The 21,633-nt window shown below is 71.1% G+C and carries 17 protein-coding genes, 1 tRNA gene and 1 pseudogene; 11 read left to right on the top strand and 8 right to left on the bottom strand.

Annotated features, from left to right (window positions below):
- The 5 genes and pseudogenes from ACWC5C_RS28045 to ACWC5C_RS28025 form a co-directional block, all read left to right on the top strand.
- Nucleotides 1–579 (top strand): NAD(P)-dependent oxidoreductase (locus ACWC5C_RS28045; RefSeq protein ID WP_450879715.1); only part of this gene is annotated, 579 nt, incomplete at its 5' end.
- Between the two features lie 29 nt (nt 580–608).
- A complete protein-coding gene (locus ACWC5C_RS28040) occupies nt 609–878 on the top strand; it encodes a tautomerase family protein (protein ID WP_450879713.1) in 270 nt (89 codons plus the stop codon).
- 154 nt (nt 879–1,032) lie between these two features.
- Nucleotides 1,033–2,145 (top strand): mandelate racemase/muconate lactonizing enzyme family protein, encoded by a 1,113-nt coding sequence (locus tag ACWC5C_RS28035; protein ID WP_450879711.1) that lies wholly within the window; start codon nt 1,033–1,035, stop codon nt 2,143–2,145.
- 172 nt (nt 2,146–2,317) lie between these two features.
- Entirely contained in the window at nt 2,318–2,812 is a 495-nt protein-coding gene (locus ACWC5C_RS28030; RefSeq protein WP_450879709.1) for an N-terminal phage integrase SAM-like domain-containing protein, read from the top strand.
- Nucleotides 2,813–2,884: 72 nt separating this feature from the next.
- Nucleotides 2,885–3,419, top strand: a pseudogene (locus ACWC5C_RS28025) (transposase); the annotation flags it as partial.
- 28 nt (nt 3,420–3,447) lie between these two features.
- Here the strand turns inward: ACWC5C_RS28025 and ACWC5C_RS28020 are convergent.
- Nucleotides 3,448–4,077: a TetR/AcrR family transcriptional regulator gene (locus ACWC5C_RS28020; RefSeq protein WP_450879707.1), complete on the bottom strand. Its 630-nt coding sequence runs from the start codon at nt 4,075–4,077 to the stop codon at nt 3,448–3,450.
- A gap of 70 nt (nt 4,078–4,147) precedes the next feature.
- On the opposite strand from ACWC5C_RS28020, the gene ACWC5C_RS28015 reads away from it, so the two are divergent.
- A complete protein-coding gene (locus ACWC5C_RS28015) occupies nt 4,148–5,017 on the top strand; it encodes a ketopantoate reductase family protein (protein WP_450879705.1) in 870 nt (289 codons plus the stop codon).
- A 276-nt stretch (nt 5,018–5,293) separates the two neighbouring features.
- On the opposite strand, the gene ACWC5C_RS28010 is transcribed toward ACWC5C_RS28015, so the two are convergent.
- Nucleotides 5,294–5,836, bottom strand: coding sequence for a class I SAM-dependent methyltransferase (locus tag ACWC5C_RS28010; RefSeq protein ID WP_450879703.1), 543 nt, complete (start codon nt 5,834–5,836; stop codon nt 5,294–5,296).
- 301 nt (nt 5,837–6,137) lie between these two features.
- Here ACWC5C_RS28010 and ACWC5C_RS28005 point away from each other — a divergent pair, with 301 nt between their 5' ends.
- Entirely contained in the window at nt 6,138–7,613 is a 1,476-nt protein-coding gene (locus ACWC5C_RS28005; RefSeq protein WP_450879701.1) for a tyrosine-type recombinase/integrase, read from the top strand.
- Here the strand turns inward: ACWC5C_RS28005 and ACWC5C_RS28000 are convergent.
- Both ACWC5C_RS28000 and ACWC5C_RS27995 read right to left on the bottom strand, forming a co-directional pair.
- Nucleotides 7,576–7,652, bottom strand: a tRNA-Pro gene (locus ACWC5C_RS28000). The two genes, ACWC5C_RS28005 and ACWC5C_RS28000, sit on opposite strands and share 38 nt — an antisense overlap.
- Before the next feature lie 407 nt (nt 7,653–8,059).
- On the bottom strand, nt 8,060–9,049 hold the full coding sequence (locus tag ACWC5C_RS27995) for an alpha/beta fold hydrolase (RefSeq protein ID WP_450879699.1): 990 nt from the start codon (nt 9,047–9,049) through the stop codon (nt 8,060–8,062).
- Between the two features lie 187 nt (nt 9,050–9,236).
- On the opposite strand from ACWC5C_RS27995, the gene ACWC5C_RS27990 reads away from it, so the two are divergent.
- Nucleotides 9,237–12,524: an amidohydrolase family protein gene (locus ACWC5C_RS27990; protein WP_450879697.1), complete on the top strand. Its 3,288-nt coding sequence runs from the start codon at nt 9,237–9,239 to the stop codon at nt 12,522–12,524.
- Nucleotides 12,525–12,568: 44 nt separating this feature from the next.
- Here ACWC5C_RS27990 and ACWC5C_RS27985 read toward each other — a convergent pair whose 3' ends face one another.
- The gene (locus ACWC5C_RS27985; protein WP_450879695.1) at nt 12,569–13,534 is read right to left on the bottom strand and encodes a LysR family transcriptional regulator; all 966 of its coding nucleotides are present in this window, start codon (nt 13,532–13,534) and stop codon (nt 12,569–12,571) included.
- A gap of 70 nt (nt 13,535–13,604) precedes the next feature.
- Here ACWC5C_RS27985 and ACWC5C_RS27980 point away from each other — a divergent pair, with 70 nt between their 5' ends.
- Nucleotides 13,605–14,723, top strand: a complete 1,119-nt coding sequence (locus tag ACWC5C_RS27980; RefSeq protein WP_450879737.1) for a TDT family transporter — start codon at nt 13,605–13,607, stop codon at nt 14,721–14,723.
- Between the two features lie 9 nt (nt 14,724–14,732).
- On the opposite strand, the gene ACWC5C_RS27975 is transcribed toward ACWC5C_RS27980, so the two are convergent.
- The 3 genes from ACWC5C_RS27975 to ACWC5C_RS27965 form a co-directional block, all read right to left on the bottom strand.
- Complete coding sequence (locus ACWC5C_RS27975) at nt 14,733–15,479, bottom strand: helical backbone metal receptor (protein ID WP_450879693.1); 747 nt, start codon at nt 15,477–15,479, stop codon at nt 14,733–14,735.
- Between the two features lie 110 nt (nt 15,480–15,589).
- Nucleotides 15,590–18,211 (bottom strand): ABC transporter permease/substrate binding protein, encoded by a 2,622-nt coding sequence (locus ACWC5C_RS27970; RefSeq protein WP_450879691.1) that lies wholly within the window; start codon nt 18,209–18,211, stop codon nt 15,590–15,592.
- A complete protein-coding gene (locus ACWC5C_RS27965) occupies nt 18,204–19,352 on the bottom strand; it encodes a quaternary amine ABC transporter ATP-binding protein (protein WP_450879689.1) in 1,149 nt (382 codons plus the stop codon). Before ACWC5C_RS27965 ends, ACWC5C_RS27970 begins: the two co-directional genes overlap by 8 nt.
- Before the next feature lie 232 nt (nt 19,353–19,584).
- On the opposite strand from ACWC5C_RS27965, the gene ACWC5C_RS27960 reads away from it, so the two are divergent.
- Both ACWC5C_RS27960 and ACWC5C_RS27955 read left to right on the top strand, forming a co-directional pair.
- The gene (locus ACWC5C_RS27960; RefSeq protein ID WP_450879735.1) at nt 19,585–20,496 is read left to right on the top strand and encodes a 5'-3' exonuclease; all 912 of its coding nucleotides are present in this window, start codon (nt 19,585–19,587) and stop codon (nt 20,494–20,496) included.
- Between the two features lie 47 nt (nt 20,497–20,543).
- Complete coding sequence (locus tag ACWC5C_RS27955) at nt 20,544–21,422, top strand: siderophore-interacting protein (protein WP_450879687.1); 879 nt, start codon at nt 20,544–20,546, stop codon at nt 21,420–21,422.
- The last annotated feature ends 211 nt before the right edge of the window (nt 21,423–21,633 follow it).

The following is a 21,633-nucleotide window of genomic DNA, read 5'->3' as shown; positions in this document are numbered from 1 at the left end:
GCGCACCCCGACGCAGGGTGGACGGCCCTGGACGCGCCGGTCACCGGCGGTGTACCGGGTGCTCAGGCCGGCACTCTCCAGTTCTTCGTCGGCGGCGAACGCCACGACTACGACCGGGCCTTCGACGTACTGTCCGCGATGGGTGACCCGGAGCGGATCATCCATGTCGGCGGGCAGGGCACCGGCTACACCGTCAAGCTCTGCCTCAACCTCGGCTTCTTCCTGCACGTGATGGCCGGAGCCGAAGTGCTCGCCCTGGGCACGAAGGCCGGCGTCGACCTCGGCGTCCTGCATCAGGCCCTCACACACAGCGGCGCGAGCAGCGCGTTCCTGGAGAACGACGCGGCCCGGAACCTCTTCGCCGGCGACTACAAGGAGTACTTCCGCCTCGCGCTGGTCCTCAAGGACCTCCGCCTCGCCGTCGACCTCGGCCGCAGCGTCGGCGTACCACTGGAGGTGTCCGCGCTCGTCGAACAGATCCACAGCCGTGCACTCCTCACCTACGGCGACGGCGGTCAACTCCTCGCGGTCCGGCAGCTGGAGGAGACCGCCGGGGTTTCCCTGCGCCACGCCTCCTGAACCGGCGACCGGCGGACCCGGGAACCGGCGTGCCATGCGGGCGCGAGCCCATCACCACACCCGCGACGCGGGACTTCCAAGGAAGGAACACGCACATGCCCATCATCGACGTCTCACTCAGCCCCGGACGTACGGACGACCAACTGCGCGCCCTGGTGAGCGAACTGACCTCGGCCACCACGCGTGCCCTGGGCGTCCCGGAGGAACGCGTCCGGATCCTGCTGCGCGAAGTGCCCGACACTCACTGGGCGACGGGCGGCGTGACCACGGCGGACGCCAAGGCGACCGGCAGGCACTGACCAACCGCTGGTGCGGGCACGGCCGCGCCGGCCACCAGATCCGTACCCCGGCGGGTGTGCCTCGTCCGGCGTCCACGACACCGTGAAACCCACCGTTCCCGACGCCCTGGCAACGACCATCTGATCCCCACTGTGCAGGAGCATCCGTACGCTCATGAAGATCCAGTCCGTTGAAGCAATCCCCGTCGCCGCGTCGTTCAAGTCGACGTTCCGGTTCGGCACCACCGACCGCACCACCTCACCGAACGTCGTAGTGATCATCCGCACCGACGAGGGCCCGGTCGGCTACGGCGAAGCCTGCCCGGTCCCGGCCTTCACCAGCGAGACCCAGAAGTCCATCGTCGAACTCGTGGAGGAACGGGTGGCACCGGTCCTCGTCGGCCGCGACCCGGAGCACCGCCAGCCCCTCCTGCGGGACCTGGGGCGTGTCCTGAAGTCCGCGCCCTTCACCACGACGGCCGCGGACACCGCCCTGCTGGACCTCGTCGGCGGGGCCCTCGGCGTGCCGGTGCACACCCTGCTCGGCGGCGCCTTCCGCGACCGGACCGAAGTGCACGGATCGGTCGGCTGGGACGAGGACTCCGGCAAGATGGCCGACGTCGCGGGTGAGCAGGCCGAAACCTATCGGTGGCTGAAGCTGTACGCGGGCCGCGGCGACCTCGACGCCGACCTCGACCGGCTCCAGGCCGTGCGCGAGGCCGTCGGCCCGGACATCGGATTGTTCGTCGACATCAACGCGATGTGGACACCCAGCGACCTCGTCCGGGCACTGCCGCGCGTGTCGGAAATCGGGCTGAGTCTGCTGGAACAGCCGCTCCCCCCGGCCGCGGCCTCCTACCAGCACGACCTGGTCGGCAGGCTCCAGGTGGACATCGCCGCCGACGAGGCCGTCCGCACCGTCGCCGACGCCACCGCGGTCATACGCGAAGGCTCCGCCACCGTCCTCAACCTCGGCCACTCCAAGCTCGGCGGCCCCACCGCCGCCCTCCAGGCCGCACAGATAGCCCACGCGAGCGGCATGGGCCTGATGGTCGGAAGCGTCATCGAGATGGGCATCGCCACCGCCATGGGCCTGCACCTGGCCGCCGCCCTCCCCCACCTCGCCTACCCCTCCTACCTGATGGGCCCCCTCAAGTACCGCCAGCAGATCACCGACCAGCAGGTCGAAGTCGTCGACGGCCACATCGCCGTCCCCGAAGGCCCGGGCCTCGGCTTCACCGTCGACGAGACCGAACTGCGCCGCCTGGACGCCCGCGCCCAATCCTGACCACCGCCCCGCCCCAGCACCCCGACGGAAGAACGCCGACAGTGTCCCTGCTCTCCAGCACCGACACCAGCATCGTCGGCAGCGGCATCACCGGAGCGGCCACCGCGGCCACTGGTGGCCGCCCGTGGCGCGAGCGTCATACTGATCGACCACCCGCCCCTTCCGCGGCGCCATGTGGAGCCTCGGCCACGCGGCCCCGCCCGAGAACGACGCCCGCACCGCCCTGCATCGCTACCGTGCCGGACGCTGGATCGGCGTCAGTGCCGATCCGAACCAGACCGTCTCCGACTACCTGGTCCAGTGGCTCGCGGCCAAACGGCTGCGGCTCAAGGCCACCACATGGGTCCGCTACCGCGACTACATCCACCACGACCTGATCCCGGCCCTCGGCCCGATCCGCCTGGACGAGCTCGCCTACGAACACATCCACCACTACGTACAAGGCCCAGCTCGCCGCCGGCCGCGGACGCCCCACCGTGTGGCACATCCTCGCCACCCTCTCCAGCGCCATCGGCGACGCCGTCCGCCAGCACCGACTCCCCACCAACGTCGTCCGGCCCACCGTCATCCCCCGCCCGGCCTCCGGCGAGCGCACCATCTGGACCGGCCCAGGCGATCCGCTTCCTGCGTCACTACCACGCCAACGATCCGGACTTCGCCGACCTGATCGAATTCCTCATCGGCACCGGCCTCCGCAAAGGCCAAGCCCTCGGCCTGCACTGGGACGACGTCCACCTCGCCGCACAACCTCCAGCCCCATCCCGGACGCCAGTGGACTGAACCCGGCGGCAAGGGCAAGGACCCCGGCCGCGAACCTCGACCGCGCCGCCGGGCCACCTACACCCGCCCGCACGGCGTGCGCCACCTTTTCGCAGCCTACGACCTGGGCAAAAACCAGCTCTACGGCCACATCAAGAAGACCAAGAACCGTAGCAAGTTCCTGGAATTCTGCCGCTACCTGCGCTCGCTGCACCCGGCGGACGTACGCATCGCGATCGTCTGTGACAACTACTCGCCGCACTTGACGACCAAGCGCTGCCAGCGGGTCGGCGCGTGGGCGGCTGCCAATAACGCCGAGATCGTCTACACCCCGACCAACAGCTCCTGGCTGAACAGGATCGAGGCCCAGTTCACCGCCCTTCGCCCTCGACGGCACCGACCACCGGACCCACAAGGCCCAGGGCAGTATGATCCGCCGATACATCATCTGGCGGAACAAGAACGCCGCCGACAAGCGCCTCACTGCCCTCGTCCACAGGACGAATGCCGCCTGACCCGCGCCGCCAGCCTCTGTCTTGGTCGTCAGGGCCGGATCGGTGGCGCACTCATCGCTGCCGTCAGGAACGTGATCGCCCATCGCCGGGCCGCCTCGCCCGCTACCGGGGACACGCAGCCAGGGGAGGGCTGCTGGTGGACCTGGAGGCGGTCGACGGCCGTCACGGCAAAGATCCCCCGAATCCGGAACCACAGCTCCTCCGGGGAAAGGCCGGGCAGTACGCGCGCGAAGGCTGCAAAGTAGCGCTCGCGGACCGAGTCCTCGGCCGGGCCGGTCCAACTGCGTGCCTCCTCGGCCGGGTCACTGAGGATCGTCACGATCAGCCGGGACGTCCGGGCGCCGCCCTCGCCGCCGGCCGGTATCTCGTCGAACAGCGGCCCCGCGAATGCCTCCACCAGTTCGCTGACCGATGGGTCGGGGGTCCGGGCGAGCATTTTGTCGAGCCCGGCGCACTGGGCAGCGGTGATGGGCTCGACCACGCGGCGGGCGACTGCCGCCATCAGCTCTGCCTTCGAGCCGAAGTGGTAGCCGACGGCGGCCAGGTTCGCTCCGGCGAGTTTGGTGATCGCGCGGACTGAGGTGCCGCGGTATCCGTGCTCGGCGAAGAGGTGCTCGGCCGCGTCGAGGATCTGGGTGCGGGTGTCTGGGGTCGCCACACGAGGGACTATACATATGTTTGAATGAAACGAACGTACGAATCAAGCTACCGTGTGAAAGAGGGCTGTCATGAAGCTGCTCGTGTACGGCGCCGGGGTTTGCGGCAGCCTGTTCGCCGCCCGCATGCATGAGGCCGGCCACGACGTCTCGCTCCTCGCCCGGGGCGAGCGCCTGACCGCCCTGCGCCGGCAGGGAGTGCAGCTCGCCGAGGAGGACGGCCCGGTCAGGCGGGTGCCGGTACCGGTGATAGAGCACCCGGACGGCGGGTACGACCTGATCACCGTCTTCGTCCGCACCCACCAGGTGGATGCAGTGCTGGAATCACTCGCTGGTGTCCAAGGTGACGTGCTGTTCCTGCTCAACTGGGCAGCCGGCCCGGAGACGCTGGGTGCGGTGATCACCCACGAGCGGGTGCTGCTCGGCTTCCCCGCGACTGGCGGCACGATGGACGGCGACGTGGTCCGCTACCCCAAGACCAATTTCATCACCCGCCGGGTCGCGATGCCGATCGGCGAGCCCGACGGCCGTACCACCCCGCGACTGGTACGGATCGTGGAGACGTTCCGTACTGCCGGGATCAACGCCAAGGCCGAGCCGCAGATGGATGCCTGGCTCAGGACGCACGCCGCGTTCGAGGTCCCGCTCGGCCAGGCGGTACACGCGGCGGGCGGCCCGGTAGCGCTGGCCGACGCCCCGGACGCGGTACGCGGCATGCTCCACCTCATGCGGCAAAACCTCGCCGCGATGGAGACGCCGCCGGTACCCCGCGCGTTCGCCGCGTTGCGGGCTCTGCCGCAAGGGCTCCTTGTGGCCGTGCTTCGGCGCTTCCTGAAGAGCCCGACGGCCGTGCACAGCGGACTCAACGACCCCTCGCCTGCCACGGCGGCCGAACTCGAGCGGCTGGCCGAACAGCTCCGCGCCCCTGCGGGAGCCCGCTAAGCGACCCAGGACGGCGAAAACCTCACCACGCACACCATCGCCAGTCCCACAGTCCTCGGCCCCACCTCCGCTGGCTCCACGGACGGCAACCGCTGACCTCATGACCGTTTCGGTAGCAATGGAGCGTCCGGCCTTCGGAGTTGGCGTGGCTTTCTCCCCCTTTGGGGCCACGTCCTTCAAAATAGCGCGGCACTACAGGGCGAACGTTGATTGATGCGGCACTAGTACCGATACGCCGCCTGGCCAGGAACGACGAGTTTCCGAGCGCACAGGACATCAGGGCTTGCTATGCACGGAAACGGCATACTTCCCGTCGCTGTAAGGGTCGCGAGCCCACGTCGCGTACCGGGCTTCAATGGTGAGTCCCACCGCACGGCAGTGCGCGTCGTAGTCGTCCAGGGTGTAACCGCGGTCCAGGGCGAAACCCGCGACGAGACGCCCGGCCGGACGCACGTGGGCCGCCGCCCCAGCCACCAGGGCCGGTTCCGTCCCCGGTGGGGTGAACAGAGGGACGTTGCCCGCCAGCACCACGACATCGAATGACAACCCCAGGTCAAGGTTGATCAGATCCCGCAGGTACCAGCGGATCTCCGGGGCCAGCTGCCGAGCGGTGGCGAGCATCGACTCATCGGTGTCCACACCCGCCACGTCGATCCCGTGACGGGCCAGCTCGATGGCCACCCGGCCGGTACCGCAACCCACATCGAGGACCGTGGTGGGCCGGAAGGAACGGACCAGCGCCGCCTCACCGTGGACATCCCCTCCACCGGCGGCGATGCGGTCGAACCGCGACTGGTACTCATCACCGTTCCACATCATGCGGCCAGAGTGTCACATGCGTGAATGCGCCCGACCATACGGGCAGCGAGCGATTCCGGCAGCTTCCGGAATCCGCCCGAGGAAGCCGTCAGCCTCACTCAGCCCCCCTCGATGGCATGCTTGGCACACTATTTCGTGTTGGTCGTCCGCGCACACGCCAAGTGCCGCGCTACCGCACTTGTCGCCCCACCAAGGGATCGCCGCAGGTCAGGAGGACTACAGATGCCATTGTGGTCGCATGTGGTCGCAGGATTACCCAGGCCGTGCGCGACAATGGACGTAGCGGTTCAATGTGCAAGTTTTGGAAGCGATCACCATGCGCTCCGCCACCGCTCGCGGGCGCGTCTACCGCCGGTGCGGCTGCCGGGACCAGCAGGACAAGCAGCTCGGCTCACGCTGCCCACGGCTCCCCGGCGAGTCTGATCACGGCACCTGGACCTTTGCCGTCGACCTTCCCTCCCCCGCCCATCGCCGTCGCACCGTTCGCCGCGGCGGCTTCCCCACCCAGCACGATGCCTCGGACGCCCTGGAGCGGCTGGTCGCCAGCGACGGCAACGGGTTCTTCGCCGATCCGAACCAAACGGTGGGCGACTACCTGACCGCCTGGCTCCAGGCCAAGGCCATGACGCTGAAGCCGACCACCATGGCCCGCTACCGCGCCTATGTCCAGGCCGACCTCATCCCCGCCCTCGGACACATCAAGCTTGACGACCTCGGCTACGCACACATCGCCGCCTTCGTCCGGAACCAGTTCGCCCACGGCCGCGGGCCGGTCACCGTTCACCGGATCCTGGCCACCCTCTCCAGCGCCCTCGGTGAGGCCGTCAAACACCACCGCCTCGACCGCAACCCCGCCCGGCCCACGATCATCCCCCGCCCCGCAGCAGCCGAACGCCACACCTGGACCGTCCAGGAAGCCCTCACCTTCCTCCAGTACAGCCATACAGTCGACCCGCTCATGGCCGACCTGGTCGAGCTGCTGATCGGCACCGGCATCCGCAAGGGAGAAGCTCTCGGACTGCGATGGGAGGACGTCCACCTCGATGAGCGCGTCCTCTATATACGCCGCACGCTCTCCGCCGTCGACAACAACCAGCTCGCGCTGACCACACCCAAGACCCGAGGCAGCAAGAACTGGGTCGCCATCTCCGACCGCGTCGCCATCGCCCTCCGCCACCGTGCCCGGGAGAAGTGCGCCTCGACGATGCAAGGGCTCCGGGGCGATTTCGTCTTCCACCGCCCCGACGGCAGGCCACTCCACCCGCAATACGCACTCAACCGCTTCCATCTACTGTGCCGAGAAGCCCGCGTCCCCCGCACCACACTTCACGACCTCCGCCACCTCGCGGCCACCATCTCGATCAACGCCGGCGTCCCGCTGACCGTGGTCTCGAAAACCCTGCGCCACTCGACACTGTCCACCACCGCGAACATCTACAGCCACCTCACCGCGCAAGCAGCACGCGAAGCCGTTGACGCCATCGACAAGACCCTCACCCAGGCCGCCCGGCCGACCACTCCCCCACGGCCCATACCGGCCCCGCGACCACACTGCGACCACATCCCGAAACGACACAACCAGGTGACCATCATCAGGCGGCCCGCAGAAGCCACGAGTTGCAAAAGCCCGGCCCCGAAACGCTCGGGCGCATGCGACCACCTTGCGACCACAAGCCGACAAAACGTCAGAAAGGTCGCTTCCTCACTTCGAGGAAACGACCTCCGACCTGCGAAAACGCTGGTCGGGACGACAGGATTTGAACCTGCGACCCCTTGACCCCCAGTCAAGTGCGCTACCAAACTGCGCCACGTCCCGGTGCTTGTCCGGCTCGGGGTTTCTCCCTTGCCGGGCGCGCATGAAGAACAATACCGCACCTCAGGGGGTGCTCGCCTCCACCCCTGGGCAGGACTCCGGGGCAGCCCGGCGATTACGGAGTGTTCGCGAGTGTCGCGTTTTGTAGTCGAGGAGGTTGCGGGCGCCGGGTCGTGCGGGGAGGCGGCTTCGGGGGCGGGCAGACGAGGCTGCATCGCCGTCGTCCCTCGGCGGCGATAGGCACCCGGCTGTTGCCGTCGTCCGCCTCGACCAGCACGGTGCCGTCCTGGTCGATTCCGGTGGCGGCAGGCAGGGTCTCGGCAGTTCGGGCAGGCGTTGCGCGAGCGGATTCGCAGCGGTGGTGGGTGGCACGGCACCCACCACCGTCGCCGTCAGGACCGTCCTCATGCTCAGGGGATGTGCTTCTCCAGCCACTCCAGGAGGTCCTGCTGGACCTCGTCGCGGTTGGTCTCGTTGAGGATCTCGTGCCGGGCGCCCTGGTAGCCCTTCCAGCTCAGGTTCCGGGTGCCGCCGTAGCGGAAGTCTTCGAGGAGTTCGTAGACCAGGGTCATCCGCTGGTTGCAGGGGTCCTCGGTGCCCACCGCCAGGTGGACCGGCAGCTCGGCCGGGATGCGGGCCTGGTGGCGCGGGTCATTGATCTTGCGGACGGCGCGCAGCCAGGCCAGGGAGAGGCCGGTGCTGAAGGGGAAGCCGCAGTGGTCGTCGGCCGCGTAGGCGGCGACCTCGGCCTGGTCCCGGGAGAGCCATTCGAAGCCCGTGCCGAACTCGTACGGGTCGTTGAACGAGGCGAAGAGCGTGGGGACGAAGGTGGACAGCGCGGTGGGGCCGCGTTCCGCGATCTCCTGCTCGATGGCCGCCAACGCGCCCTCGATCTCCGCCCCCGGGAGCGAGCGGAAGGTGCCGGAGAGGATCAGCCCGGCCAGTTCCCCGCCGTACTCCTGGGCGCAGTCGCGGGCCAGCATGGAGCCCATGCTGTGGCCGAGCAGCACCAGTGGCGCTCCGGGGTGGTCGGCGCGGGCGCGGGCGCCGATGGCGCGCAGGTCCGCGACGATGGCCCGCCAGGCATCGCCCTCATCACCAGCGGAAGCGCCAACAGAAGCGCCAGCAGAAGCGCCAGCGGTAGCGACCACCCCGAGGCCGCCGGTGGACTCCGCCGTCGCCCCGTGGCCGCGGTGGTCCGAGGCGACGACCGCGTAGCCGTGCCCGCCCAGGAAGCGGGCGAAGCGGTCGTACCGCCGGGCGTGTTCGGCCGCGCCGTGGGCGATCTGGACGACCGCGCGCACGGGGCCCGCCTCCGGCTGCCACGTGTACGTCGCGACACGCGCGCCGTCCGGGGCGGTCAGGTGGTCCGTGCGGTGGGTGATGCCGCCAGCTCGCATGCGTATCCGTCTCCTGGGCCGATGGGATGAGGCGAAACCCACTCTTCCCCCGCCGGGCCGCCATGCCAAGGGCATGCACAGGTGTGCTGACGGGGTGTTGCGGGACGCGGGCCGTGTGTAACGATCAGGCGCTTTCCGTACCACTCGCAACTCCTGAACCGTGCAACTCCCCGCCCCAGGAGGACTGTTGGTTACATTCGAAGCATCTGACGCGGCCCCGGAGAATCAGCCTCCGTCCGAACTCTCCCGGCGGCGCCTGCTGCAAGCCGCCGCCGCCGTGGGCACCGCCGTCGCCGCCACGGCCGCGCTGCCCGCCGAGGCGGTGGCCGAGGCTGCGGCCCGGGCGCAGACGGAGGCGCGGCGGGTCTCGCTCTCCTTCACCGCCGCCACCAACGGCGCCGCGTCCCTCTCCCCCACCGGCGACCGGCTGATCGCCGAGGTCCAGAACGTGCTGTGGTCCGTCCCCCGTGAGGGCGGCGACGCCGTCGCGCTCACCCCGCCCGATCTGGAGCCGACCCGTCCGGTCCACTCCCCCGACGGGAAGCTGCTGGCCGTATGCGCGTACCGGGGCGGCGGCTTCCACATCTGGACGCTGCGCCCCGACGGCTCCGGTCTGCGGCAGCGCACCGACGGCCCGTGGGACGACCGTGGTCCGGCCTGGTCGCCCGACGGCACCCGGATCGCCTTCGCCTCCGAGCGCGGCGGCGACCCGGTGGCGGGCAGCCCGTACCGGGTGTGGGTGCTGGACGTGGCCAGCGGCGAGCTGACCCGGCTGACCGGGCTGCCGGGCCAGGACGGGCCGCTCCAGGGCGGCGCCTGGGAGGACTTCGACCCGACCTGGTCCCCGGACGGCGCGCGCGTGCTGTTCGTGCGCGGTGCGCTCGCCGGGACCGCGCTGGACGCCCGTACGGTGGCCTCCGTACGGGCGGACGGCACCGGTCCGGTGACCGTCGAGCGCGCCGACGCGACCATCGGCGCCCAGGTGATGACGCCGTCCGTGTCGGCGGGCGGCAGGCTCGCCTATCTGCGCACCACGCCCGCGCCGGAGGCGTCCTGCACGCTGGTCGTGGACGGCGCGAAGGTCGCGGTCGAGGGCGATGTGCAGCCGGTGCCGCCTCGGTGGGTCTCGCGCGAGGAGCGCGAGGAGCTGCTGCTGACGGTGGACGGGCACTTCCGGCTGGTGCGCCCGGACGCCCCGGCGCAGGACGCCCCGGCGAAGGGTGCCCAGGCGCAGGACACCCCGGCGAAAGGCGAGGAGATCCCGTTCGCCGCCACCCTGCCGGTCGACCGCCCCCGGTACACCGTCAAGCGGTACGACTTCGAGGGCGGCGCGGCGCGTCCGGTGCGCGGACTGCATCTGCCCGCGCTGTCGCCCGACGGCCGCAAGGTGGCCTTCGCCGCGCTCAACTCCCTCTGGATCGCGGACACCTCGGGCGGCCGCGCCCCGCGCCGGGTCGTACGGGCGGACGCCACCCGGTATCTGCTCGCCCCCTCCTGGACGCGCGACGGGCGTGCCCTGGTGTACGCCGACGACCGCGACGGGCTGCTCGCCGTGCGCCGCCGGGACCTCGCCTCCGGGAAGGAGACGGTGCTCGCGTCGGGCGGCCGGGTGCACCCCGCGCTCTCCCCCGACGGCGAACGGCTCGCCTGTATCGACATGTCGGGAAACCTCGTCGTACGGGACCTCGGCGCCGGTACGGAACGGGTGCTGGCCGCGCCGCTCGGGGCGGGCGGGCTGCCCGGGCGGCCGAGCTGGTCGCCGGACGGCCGGTACGTCGCGCTGTGCGACCGCAACCGGCTGAACCAGAGATTCCGCGAGGGCTACAACCTCATCCGGGTCGTCGATACGACGAGCGGCGCCGCGACACTGCACGCCGTCGCGGAGCACACCTCCCTCACCGACCGCTACGACTCCGGCCCGGTGTGGTCCCCGGACGGCCGTCATATGGCGGTCATCGTCGAGTCCGCGCTGTGGCTGCTGCCGGTCCGGCCGGACGGCAGCCCGGACGGCGCCCCGCGCCGGGTGACCGACGAGGCGGCCGACCATCCGTCCTGGTCGGCGGACTCGGGCAGCGTCCTGTATCTGTCGGCGGGCAAGCTGCGGCTGCTGGACGTCGCGAGCGGCGACGCCCGTACAGTACGGGTCCCGCTCGACCACCGGCGGCCGCGCCCGGCCGACACCGTGGTGCACGCCGGGAGGTTCTGGGACGGCACGGGCGGCGGGGGCACGGTCCGCGAGGACGTCGACATCGTGGTGCGCGGCGGCCGGATCGCCGCCGTCGAGGCGCACCGTGGCGGGCGGCCCGCGAAGCGCCGTATCGACGCCTCGGCCCGTACCGTCGTCCCCGGGCTGTGGGACGCCCACACCCACCCCTGGCAATCGTCGTACGGCGGCCGCCAGACCGCGCTGCAGCTCGCGTACGGCATCACCACCGCCGTCTCGTTCGGTGGCTTCGCGTACGAGCAGGCGCGGCTGCGGGAGGCCGTCGCGGCGGGCGCGCTGGCCGGGCCTCGGCTGCTGGCCACCGGCGAGCTGCTGGACGGGCCGCGGGTGGCGTACAGCATGGGCCGGGCGCACCGCACCCGGGACGGGCTGCGGCGCTCGCTGGACCGCGCCGAGGCGCTCGACTGGGACTTCGTCAAGACGTACGTCCGCGCGCCCGGCTGGATCATGGCGGAGGCCGCCCGCTTCGCCCACGAAAAGCTCGGGGTGCGCTCCGGCAGCCATCTGTGCACGCCCGGCATTCAGCTCGGTCAGGATCTGACGACCCATCTCCAGGCCACCCAGCGGCTGGAGTACGGGCATGCGACGACGGCGACCGGACGGGCGTTCCAGGACCTGGAGGAGATCTACACGGCCTGCGACTTCCGGCTGGTGGCCACCCCGTTCACCGCACAGCCGCTGGTCGGCGCGGACCCGGCGCTCGCCGAGGACGAGCGGGTCACCCGGCTGATGCCGCCGTGGGACACCGCGCTGGTGCGGCAGCTCGCCGGGACGCCGCCGACCGGCGCCCAGCTGGCGACCCTGCGCACCGAGATCGGCATATACCGGCGGATCCTGGCCGGTGGCGGGGTGGTCGCCCTGGGGACGGACCAGCCGCTGGTGCCGGTGGGGCTCCATCTGCATGTGACGCTGCGGGCGCTGCACCGGTACGGGCTGTCGCCCGCGGAGGCGCTGCGTACGGTGACGGTCCTCCCGGCGCGGGCGTTCGGCGCCGAACGGGACCTGGGCACCCTGGAGGTCGGCAAGCTGGCGGACCTGACGGTCGTGGACGGCGATCCCTTCACCGACTTCGACGCGATGGTACGGACGGTCTCGGTGCTGCGGGGCGGCGTGCCGTACGAACAGCGGCGGCTCGTCGAGGCGTTCCCGGCGCCCGCCGGTGCGATGGCGGCGCACGGGCGGTCGGCGGACCACTGGCTGGAGGTGGGGCGGCAGCTGCGGCGCGACGGATGCTGCGAGCAGCACAGCTGAGCACGCTCAAGCACGGCGGCCCGGCTCGGACGGTGCGGGCCGGGTCAGGCCGAGTCGGACGGTGAGGGCCGGGTCAGGCCGAGCAGGTCGCGGGCCGGGCCGGTGGGGTGGGGGCCGGACGGCCAGACGGCGCGCAGATCTCGGCGCAGGGGGATGTCGGGGACCGCGATCTCCACCAGGCGGCGGGCCGCCACTTCCTCGCGGACGGCCAGGCGGCTGAGCACCGCGGGGCCCGCGCCGCTCACCACCGCCGCCTTGACGGCGGTCGTGGAGGCCAGCTCCAGCAGCGGCGCGGCCAGGCCGCCGTGGGCCGCGAGGGCGGCGTCCAGCACCTGCCGGGTGCCGGAGCCGCGCTCCCGGAGGATGAGCGGGGTGGCGGCGAGTTCGGCGGCGGCCGGTGGGGTGCGGCGGCGGGCCCAGGGGTGGCCGGGGGCGGTGACCACCGTGAGGCGGTCATGGCCGATGACCGCGCCGTCCAGCCCGCTCGGGGTGTCCAGGCCCTCGACGAAACCGATGTCCGCCTCGCCGTCCAGCAGCCGCCCGGCGACCGCCGCCGTGTTCCCGGCCAGGAGCGAGACGGCGGTGTCGGGGCGCAGGGCGCGCAGCGCGATCAGCCAGCCGGGCAGCAGATACTCGGCGATCGTCATGCTGGCGGCGACCCGCAGCCGGGAGTCGCGGCGGTCGCGCAGCGCGTGGACGCCCGCGTCGAACGCCTCGGCCGCCTCCACCACGCGCCGCGCCCAGTCCGTGACGAGCGCCCCGGGCGCGGTGAGCCGGGAGCCGCGCGGCGAGCGGTCCACGAGCGCGACGCCCAGCCGCCGTTCCATCGCCCGGATCCGGCTGCTCGCGGCGGGCTGGGTGATGCCCAGCTCCCGGGCTGCCCGGCCGAGGCTGCCGAGCCGGGCGACGGCGAGCAGCAGCTCCAGCGCGCCGAGGTCGGGGACGCGGTGGGCGAGCGGGGACGGCACCGGGCCGTCGTCACCGGCCGTAAGGCTCTTCCGCTCGCTCATAAAGTCAGCTTATGCCCTCATAGAACGAAGGGGCCTGGTGGGTGACGCGGCGGCGGGCGAGGCTGCGTCCATGGTCACCGCCGCGCCCGCCCCGCCCCTTCCTGCTGCCGCCGTCATACGCGCTCGCCGCCCCCGGCCGTCCGTACGCCACCTCGGCCCCAACTGGTACGCCACGGTGATGGGCACCGCGATCGTGGCCACCGCGGGCGCCGGGCTGCCGGTGCACATCCCGGGGCTGCGCGGGGTCTGCCGGGCGGTGTGGGTGCTGTCGGCACTGCTGCTCGTCGCCGTACTGGCCGCCCGCGCGGCGCACTGGGCGCTCCATCGCGACCGGGCGCGCGCCGATCTCCTCGACCCGGCGGTCGCGCCCTTCCACGGCTGCCTGCCCATGGCGCTGTCGGCGGTCGGCGCGGCGACGCTGTCCGTGGGCGCGGAGGTGATCGGCGTACGGGCGGCGGTGGCCGTGGACGCGGTCCTGTGGACGGCCGGAACGCTCACCGCGCTGCTGATGGCGGCCGGGATCCCGGCGCTGATGGTCGTACGGCACCGGATCGGCCCCGGGGACGCGTCCCCGGTGTGGCTGCTGCCGGTCGTGGCGCCGATGGTGTCGGCGGCGACCGGTCCGGCGCTGGTGCCGCATCTGCCGCCCGGGCAGGGGCGGGAGGCGCTGCTGCTGGGATGCGTGGCGCTGGCGGGGGCGAGCCTGCTGGGGACGTTCCTGATGCTGCCGCTGATCTTCGAGCGGCTGGTCCGCCACGGTCCGCTCCCGGCGGCGCTGACGCCCGCGCTGTTCCTGGTGCTGGGCCCGCTCGGGCAGTCCACGACGGCCGCGGGCGGGATGGCCGACGCCGTGGCGTACACGGCGGGGGTGCCGGAGGCCGCCGCCCGGTTCGCCTCGGTGGTGTACGGGGTGCCGGTGATGGGGTTCGCGCTGCTGTGGCTGGCGTCGGCGGGAGCACTGGTGGTGCGGGCGGCACGGCGCGGGATGCCGTTCGCGATGACCTGGTGGGGGTTCACCTTCCCCGTGGGCACGTGTGTCACGGGGGCGGCGGCGCTGTCCCGGCACACCGGTCTGCACGCGTTCGGCTGGCTGGCGGTGGTGCTGTACGGCGCCCTGGTGGCGGCGTGGGCGCTGGTCGCGGCGCGCACGGCGCTCGGCCTGGCGCGCGGCACGCTGCTCACGCCCTGAGCCCCATCCTCACCGCGCCCCCGCCAGCGCCGCCCCGAGGACTGCGGGCGCCTCCGCCAGCGAGGGGCCGTACCAGGTCAGATGGCGGCCGCTGACGAGCGCGGCGGGCAGCCCGGGGAACGCCTCGGGACCGTCGTCGGCCGTGAAGCGGTACGGCTCGTCCGGCAGCACCACCAGCTCCGCCCCGCGCCCCGTCAGCTCGTCGATGGGGATGCGCGGGTAGCGCTCGGGGTGGTCCGCGTACAGGTGCCGTACGCCCAGCCGGGACAGCAGATCCCCGGCGAAGGTGTCCCGGCCCAGCACCATCCACGGCCGCCGCCACACCGGCACCACCGCCCGCCGCTCCGCCCCGGCCGCCCGGCCCGCCCGTACGTCCGCCCAGGCGGCCTCGGCCTCGTCCAGCCAGCCGGGCCGGGGCAGCCCGCAGCCGCGCACCAAGACCCGGTCCAGCTCGGCGAACGCCTGCTCCAGCGTCCGTACCTCGGTCACCATCACCTCGAGCCCGGCGGCGCGCAGCGCGGCGAGGTCGGGGGCGCGGTTCTCCTCCTCGTTGGCGAGGACGAGGTCCGGGGCGAGGGCCGCGATCCGGGCGGTGTCCGGGTTCTTGGTGCCGCCGACGCGCTCCGCGCGCAGCCCGGGCGGATGGCTGCACCAGTCGGTCACCCCGGTCAGCAGGCCGGGCGCGGTGGCGGCGACGGACTCGGTGAGCGAGGGCACCAGGGACACCACGCTGCGTACGGCGGCGGAAGACCTCATCGCCCCACCGTACGCGCGCGGGGCGGACATACGGCCGCCGCCGCGGACCGGAGCGAAAGGGGCTCCGGTCCGCGGCGGCGGATGGCGTTACCGCAAGGAGGGAACGGGGATCAGGGGGTGACCGGCGCCATCTTGTCGACGATGCCGGGGTTGGCGTCGATCCACTTCTGGACGCCCTCCTCCTCGTTGCCCTTGCCCGCGTCCTGCACGGCCTGCTCCAGCGTGGCCAGCTCCTTCTCGGTCATGTGCCACTTCTTCAGCCACCCGTTGAACTCGGGGAACTTCTTCGGGAAGGACTTATTGGCGAGGGTGTGGAGCTGGTTGTTGGCCCCGAAGGCCTTGTCCGGGTCCGCGAGCTTGGTGAGCTTGTACTTGCTGTACGCCCAGTGCGGGGTCCACAGGACGACGGCCACCGGCTCCTTCTTGGCGTACGAGCGCTCCAGCTCCGCCAGCATCGCCGGGGAGGAGCCGTCGGTGACCTTGTACTCCTTGTCCAGGCCGTACTGCTTCAGCACCTTGCTCTTGAGGATCTTCATCTCGCCGGTGCCCGGTTCGATGCCGACGATCTTGCCCCCGAAGAGGTCGGACTTCCCCTTGAGGTCGGCCAGGGACTTCACGTCCTTGACGTACGACGGGACGGCGATCTCAAGCGAGGTCTTGTCGTACCACGCTCCGACATCGACCAGGTTCTTCTTGTATCTGTCCCAGTACTGCTTCTGCGCGACCGGTAGCCACCCGTCGAACTCGACGTCGATCTGCCCGGTGCTCATCCCGGTGAACATGGACCCGACGTCGTACTGCTTGATCGACGGCTTGTAGCCGCGCTTCTCCAGGACGTTCTTCCACAGGTACGTGGTGGCGATGTCCTCGTCCCACGGGAAGTAGCCGATCTTCGGCGCGGCGCCCGCGTCCTTGCCCTTCTGGTCGGCGCCGCCGGGCACCGGGGCGAGCTTGTTCGCGATGCCGGGGTTGTCCTTCAGCCAGGCGCGCACGCCCTGCTGCTCCTTGCCCTTACCGGCGTCCTGGATGGCCGCCTCCAGGCTGGTGAGCTGCTTCTCGCTCAGCTTGAAGTCCTTCATCCACTTCGCGATCTGCGGGTTCTTCTTCGCGAAGCCCTTGCGCGCGATCGTGTCGATGTGGTCGCCCTTGCCGAAGGCGCCCTTGGGGTCCTTCAGCTTGGTGAGCTTGTACTTGTTGTACGCCCAGTGCGGGGACCACAGGGTGACCGCGATCGGCTCCTTCTTCGCGTACGAGCGGTCCAGCTGGGACAGCATCGCCGCGGTGGAGCCCTTGACCAGCTGATAGTCCTTGTCCAGGCCGTAGCCCGGCATGACCTTGTCCTGCATCAGCTTCATCTCACCGGCGCCGGGCTCGATGCCGATGATCTTCTTCTTGAAGGTGCCGGACTTGGTCTTGAGGTCGTCGAGGGACTTCACGCCCTTGACGTACGACGGGACCGCGACCTCCAGCGAGGTCTTGTCGTACCAGGAGCCGAGGTTTTCCAGCTTGTCCTTGTACTTCGCCCAGTACGTGGCGTGGGTGGCGGGCAGCCAGGCGTCGGTCTGCAGGTCGATGTTGCCCGCGGCCATACCGGTCCACAGGGCGCCGACGTCGTACGACTGCACCTTGGGCTTGAAGCCGCGCTGCTCCAGCAGCTCCTTCCACAGGAAGGTGGAGGCGACGCCCTCGTCCCAGTTGATGTAGCCGAGGTTGACCGACTGGCCCTTGCCGACATTGGCGGAGACCGTGGGGCCGGTGTCGTCGCTGGCGAACATCTTCATGCCACCGGCGACCAGGGCCAGGACGACCACGCCGACCATGGCGACCGAGGTCGCGGGCCGCCAGTGGAGCACCCGCGAACCGCTGAGCGCCTTGGCCCGCTCCTTGGCCAGCGCGCGGCGGGCGAGCGGGGAGACGCGCTGATTGAGCGCGCTGGTCATCCGGTCCAGGTACATGGCCAGGATGACGACCGCGATACCGCCTTCGAAGCCCATGGCCACGTCGACGGAGCTGATCGCCTGGAAGACCGTGGATCCCAGGCCCTCGGCGCCGACCATACCGGCGATGACCACCATGGACAGCGCCAGCATGATCACCTGGTTGATGCCCGCCATGATGGTGGGCAGGGCCAGCGGCAGCTGGACGCGCATCAGGGTGCGGCGCGGATGGGTACCGAAGGCGTCGGCCGCCTCGACCAGCTCGGCGTCGACCTGGCGGATGCCCAGCTCCGTCATGCGGACGCCCGGGGGCATCGAGAAGATGACGGTCGCGACGACACCGGGGACGACCCCGAGGCCGAAGAAGAAGATGCCGGGGATCAGGTAGACGAAGGCGGGCATCGTCTGCATGAAGTCCAGCACCGGGCGGATCGCCGCGCTCACGCCGCGGTTACGGGACGCCCAGATGCCGAGCGGCACCGCGAACACGATGGTGATCACACCGGCGACCAGCACCAGTGCGAGGGTGTTCATCGCCTCGCCCCACAGCTCGATCGAATCGATGAGCGCGAAGCCGAGGAAGGCGAGGACGGCGGGCAGGAGCCCGCGCAGCCACCAGGCGAGCACCGCGAGGATGCCCGCGAGCAGCAGCGGCTCGGGCGCGCTGAGCACCGAGTTCACTCCGTCGTACATGCCCTGCACGACGGAGGAGATGAAGTCGAAGAGCCAGCTCAGGTTGTCACGGAGCCAGTTGACGCCGGAATTGATCCAGTCGCCGAGTTCGAGCCTAGGCACCGGTGATCACCTTCTTCGCGGACTCGGGGGCGTCCGGGGTGCCCGGGGACGGCGGCGTCGCGCCGTCACCCCCGGTGTCCCCGTCGCCGAGGACGGCGAGCAGCCGCCCCCGGCCGACGACGCCGACGAGAGTGCCGTCACCGTTGGTCACCGCGACCGCGGTGCCGCTGCGCGAGCAGGGGGTGAACAGCTCGGCGATCGGGGTGTTGGTGGGGACGGTGGCGGGGGCGGCGTCCAGCACGTCCTGCTCGGTACGGAGCGTCGTACCGTCGTCGGTGGTGGTGCCCAGCACCTCAGCCGGGTCGGACATGATCGCCCCGGCGGTGAGCACCCGGGACCGGTCGACGTCCTGGGTGAACGAGGCGACGTAGTCGTTGGCCGGGGTGACCAGGATGTCCTCGGCGGTGCCGATCTGGACGATCCGGCCGTCGCGCATGACGGCGATGCGGTCGCCGAGGCGCATGGCCTCGTTGAGGTCGTGGGTGATGAAGACGATGGTCTTCTTGAGCCGCTTCTGCAGCTGGACCAGCTGGTCCTGCATATCGCGGCGGATCAGCGGGTCGAGCGCGCTGAAGGACTCGTCCATCAGCAGCACGTCGGCGTCGGTGGCCAGGGCGCGGGCGAGGCCCACGCGCTGCTGCATACCGCCGGACAGCTCGTCGGGCCAGGACTTCTCCCAGCCGGCCAGGCCGACCATCTCCAGGGCCTCGGTGGCGCGCTTCTCGCGCTCCTCGGCCGGTATGCCCTGGACCTCCAGGCCGTACCCGGCGTTCTCCAGCACGTTGCGGTGCGGGAAGAGGGCGAAGTGCTGGAAGACCATGCTGATCTTGTGGGAGCGCACCTGGCGCAGTTCGCGGGGGGTGAGCGCGGTGAGGTCGTCGTCGTCGAAGAGGACGCGTCCGGCGGTCGGCTCCAGCAGCCCGTTCAGCATGCGCAGCAACGTGGACTTCCCGGACCCGGACAGACCCATGACGACGAAGGTCTGGCCCGCCTCGACCGCGAAGGAGGCGTCGACGACCGCGGCCGTCGTGCCCTCCGCTCGCAATTTCTCGCGGTCCGCACCGCCCTCGAGGTCGGCTACCGCCTCATCGGGTCTTCTGCCGAAGACCTTGTAGAGGCCTTCAGCTCGCAGTTTGGACACATATACCTCTCAGATCGCACCAAAAAACGACCCGCCACCCCCGCCGGCAGGTCGTGGAACAGCACGGCACCGGACCGCATGCCCTACGCAATAGTTGACTGCGCAAGTGCTTCGCTCCGGCTGCGCGCCTGCCCCGCTCCTTATGGCGTAAACCATACGGTGATCCAGCTCACATTCCCAGTCCGGCAGTGTCAGTGGAGTGCGGCATCATCGAGATGTGACCCGACGTTTGATGCTTCTTGACACCGCCTCTCTGTACTTCCGCGCCTACTTCGGGGTGCCTGATTCGGTCAGGGCTCCGGACGGCACTCCGGTGAACGCCGTACGGGGGCTGCTCGACTTCATCGCCCGGCTCGTCCAGGACCACCACCCGGACGATCTGGTGGCCTGTATGGACTTCGACTGGCGACCCGCCTGGCGCGTCGAACTGATCCCCACGTACAAGGCGCACCGGGTCGCCGAGGAGGCCCCGGAGGGGGCAGGCGTCGACCAGGAGGAGGTTCCGGACACCCTCTCCCCGCAGGTCCCGGTGATCGACGCGGTACTGGACGCGATCGGTATCGCCCGGGTGGGCTCGGCGGGCTACGAGGCGGACGACGTGATCGGCACGCTCGCCGGGCGCGCGGCCGGACCGGTCGACATCGTCACCGGCGACCGCGACCTCTTCCAGCTGGTCAGCGACGAGCGCCGGGCGCGGGTGCTCTACCCGGTCAAGGGCGTCGGCACGCTGCAGCTAGTGGACGAGGCCCTGCTGCGCGAGAAGTACGGAGTGGACGGCGGCGGGTACGCGGACCTGGCGCTGCTGCGCGGCGACCCGAGCGACGGGCTGCCGGGGGTGCCCGGGGTCGGCGAGAAGACCGCCGCCAAGCTGCTGGCCGCCCATGGCGATCTGGCCGGGATCATGGCCGCGGTCGACGACCCCGGCTCCAAACTGACCCCCACCCAGCGCAAGCGGCTGGACGAGGCGCGGCCGTATCTCGCGGTCGCCCCTAAGGTGGTCCGCGTCGCCTCGGACGTCCCGCTGCCCCCGTTCGACGCCGCCGTACCGCGGGCGCCGCGCGACCCGCGTGCGGTGGACGCGCTCGCGGAGCGCTGGGGACTAGGGGGATCCTTGAGGCGAGTGCTCTCCACCCTTGAGGGATAAGGTGTTAGGTTAGCTTTACCTAACCATTGTCGATCAAGGAGGCCGCCATGGCGGAACGTCCGGCCCGTAAACGTCCGCGGCCGCACCGGGCACAGGTGGTGCGCACCGACCGGCTGACCCCGCACATGGTGCGGGTGGTGCTCGGTGGCGACGGCCTCGCCGAATTCAGCGCCGGCGAATGGACCGACCACTACGTCAAGCTGCTGTTCCCCGCCGCGGGCGCCACGTATCCGCAGCCGCTGGACCTGGAGCGGATCCGCGAGGAGCTGCCGCGCGAGCAGTGGCCGGTCACCCGTACGTACACGGTGCGGGCCTGGGACCCGGCGGCCCGCGAGCTGACCCTCGACTTCGTGGTCCACGGCGACGAGGGCCTGGCCGGGCCGTGGGCGGCGCGGGTGCGACCGGGCGAGGAGATCTACCTCCAGGGGCCCGGCGGCGCCTACGCCCCGCACGAGGACGCCGGCTGGCATCTGCTCGCCGGTGACGAGAGCGCGCTGCCCGCGATCGCCGCCGCGCTGGAGCGGCTGGCCCACCGGCCGCAGGGCGCGGGCGGCGCTCCGGTGCACGCCTTCATCGAGGTCGAGGGCCCGGAGGAGGAGCACAAACTGGCCGTGCCCGAGGGGGTCAAGGTGGTGTGGCTGCACCGGGGCAGCGCGCCGGTCGGCGAGGCGCTGGTGGCGGCCGTCCGCGGGCTGGACTTCCCGGCCGGTCAGATCCACGCGTTCGTGCACGGCGAGGCGGGCTTCGTGAAGGAGATCCGCCGCTATCTGCGGGTGGAGCGCGAGGTGCCGCGCGAGTGGCTGTCCATCTCCGGCTACTGGCGGCGCGGCCACAACGAGGACGGCTGGCAGGCCTCGAAGCGGGAGTGGAACCAGCAGGTGGAGGCCGAGCAGGAGGGGGCGCGGCCCGAGGAGGCCGCGGCGTAGGACACCGCGCGAGACCGCGACGCTGCTACGGCGGGCGGGTGGACGGCCGAGGCCGCCCACCCGCCCGCTTCTCTTCTGGCGTCCGCGAGGGGCGTACGACGGCACATAAAAGCCGCTAACAGGATTTAACCCTACTTACACATGAATTCCCGGTCGCTCCAGTTCCACCTTCCGGCTCCGTCACCCGATGGGTTAAATCGGAAGCAGCGAG

The organism is Streptomyces sp. NPDC001700 (assembly GCF_053596435.1).
Note: the sequence above shows the minus strand (reverse complement) of the source record. Positions and strands in the feature narration are given on the sequence as shown.

Excerpts from the sequence above, each read along its gene's own strand:
- ACWC5C_RS28015 (WP_450879705.1), top strand. The coding sequence starts at position 4,148 with ATGAAGCTGCTCGTGTACGGCGCCGGGGTTTGCGGCAGCCTGTTCGCC.
- ACWC5C_RS27985 (WP_450879695.1), bottom strand. The coding sequence starts at position 13,534 with ATGAGCGAGCGGAAGAGCCTTACGGCCGGTGACGACGGCCCGGTGCCG.
- ACWC5C_RS27980 (WP_450879737.1), top strand. The coding sequence starts at position 13,605 with ATGGTCACCGCCGCGCCCGCCCCGCCCCTTCCTGCTGCCGCCGTCATA.
- ACWC5C_RS27955 (WP_450879687.1), top strand. The coding sequence starts at position 20,544 with ATGGCGGAACGTCCGGCCCGTAAACGTCCGCGGCCGCACCGGGCACAG.
- ACWC5C_RS28010 (WP_450879703.1), bottom strand. The coding sequence starts at position 5,836 with ATGATGTGGAACGGTGATGAGTACCAGTCGCGGTTCGACCGCATCGCC.
- ACWC5C_RS27995 (WP_450879699.1), bottom strand. The coding sequence starts at position 9,049 with ATGCGAGCTGGCGGCATCACCCACCGCACGGACCACCTGACCGCCCCG.
- ACWC5C_RS27975 (WP_450879693.1), bottom strand. The coding sequence starts at position 15,479 with ATGAGGTCTTCCGCCGCCGTACGCAGCGTGGTGTCCCTGGTGCCCTCG.
- ACWC5C_RS27960 (WP_450879735.1), top strand. The coding sequence starts at position 19,585 with ATGCTTCTTGACACCGCCTCTCTGTACTTCCGCGCCTACTTCGGGGTG.
- ACWC5C_RS28035 (WP_450879711.1), top strand. The coding sequence starts at position 1,033 with ATGAAGATCCAGTCCGTTGAAGCAATCCCCGTCGCCGCGTCGTTCAAG.
- ACWC5C_RS28030 (WP_450879709.1), top strand. The coding sequence starts at position 2,318 with ATGTGGAGCCTCGGCCACGCGGCCCCGCCCGAGAACGACGCCCGCACC.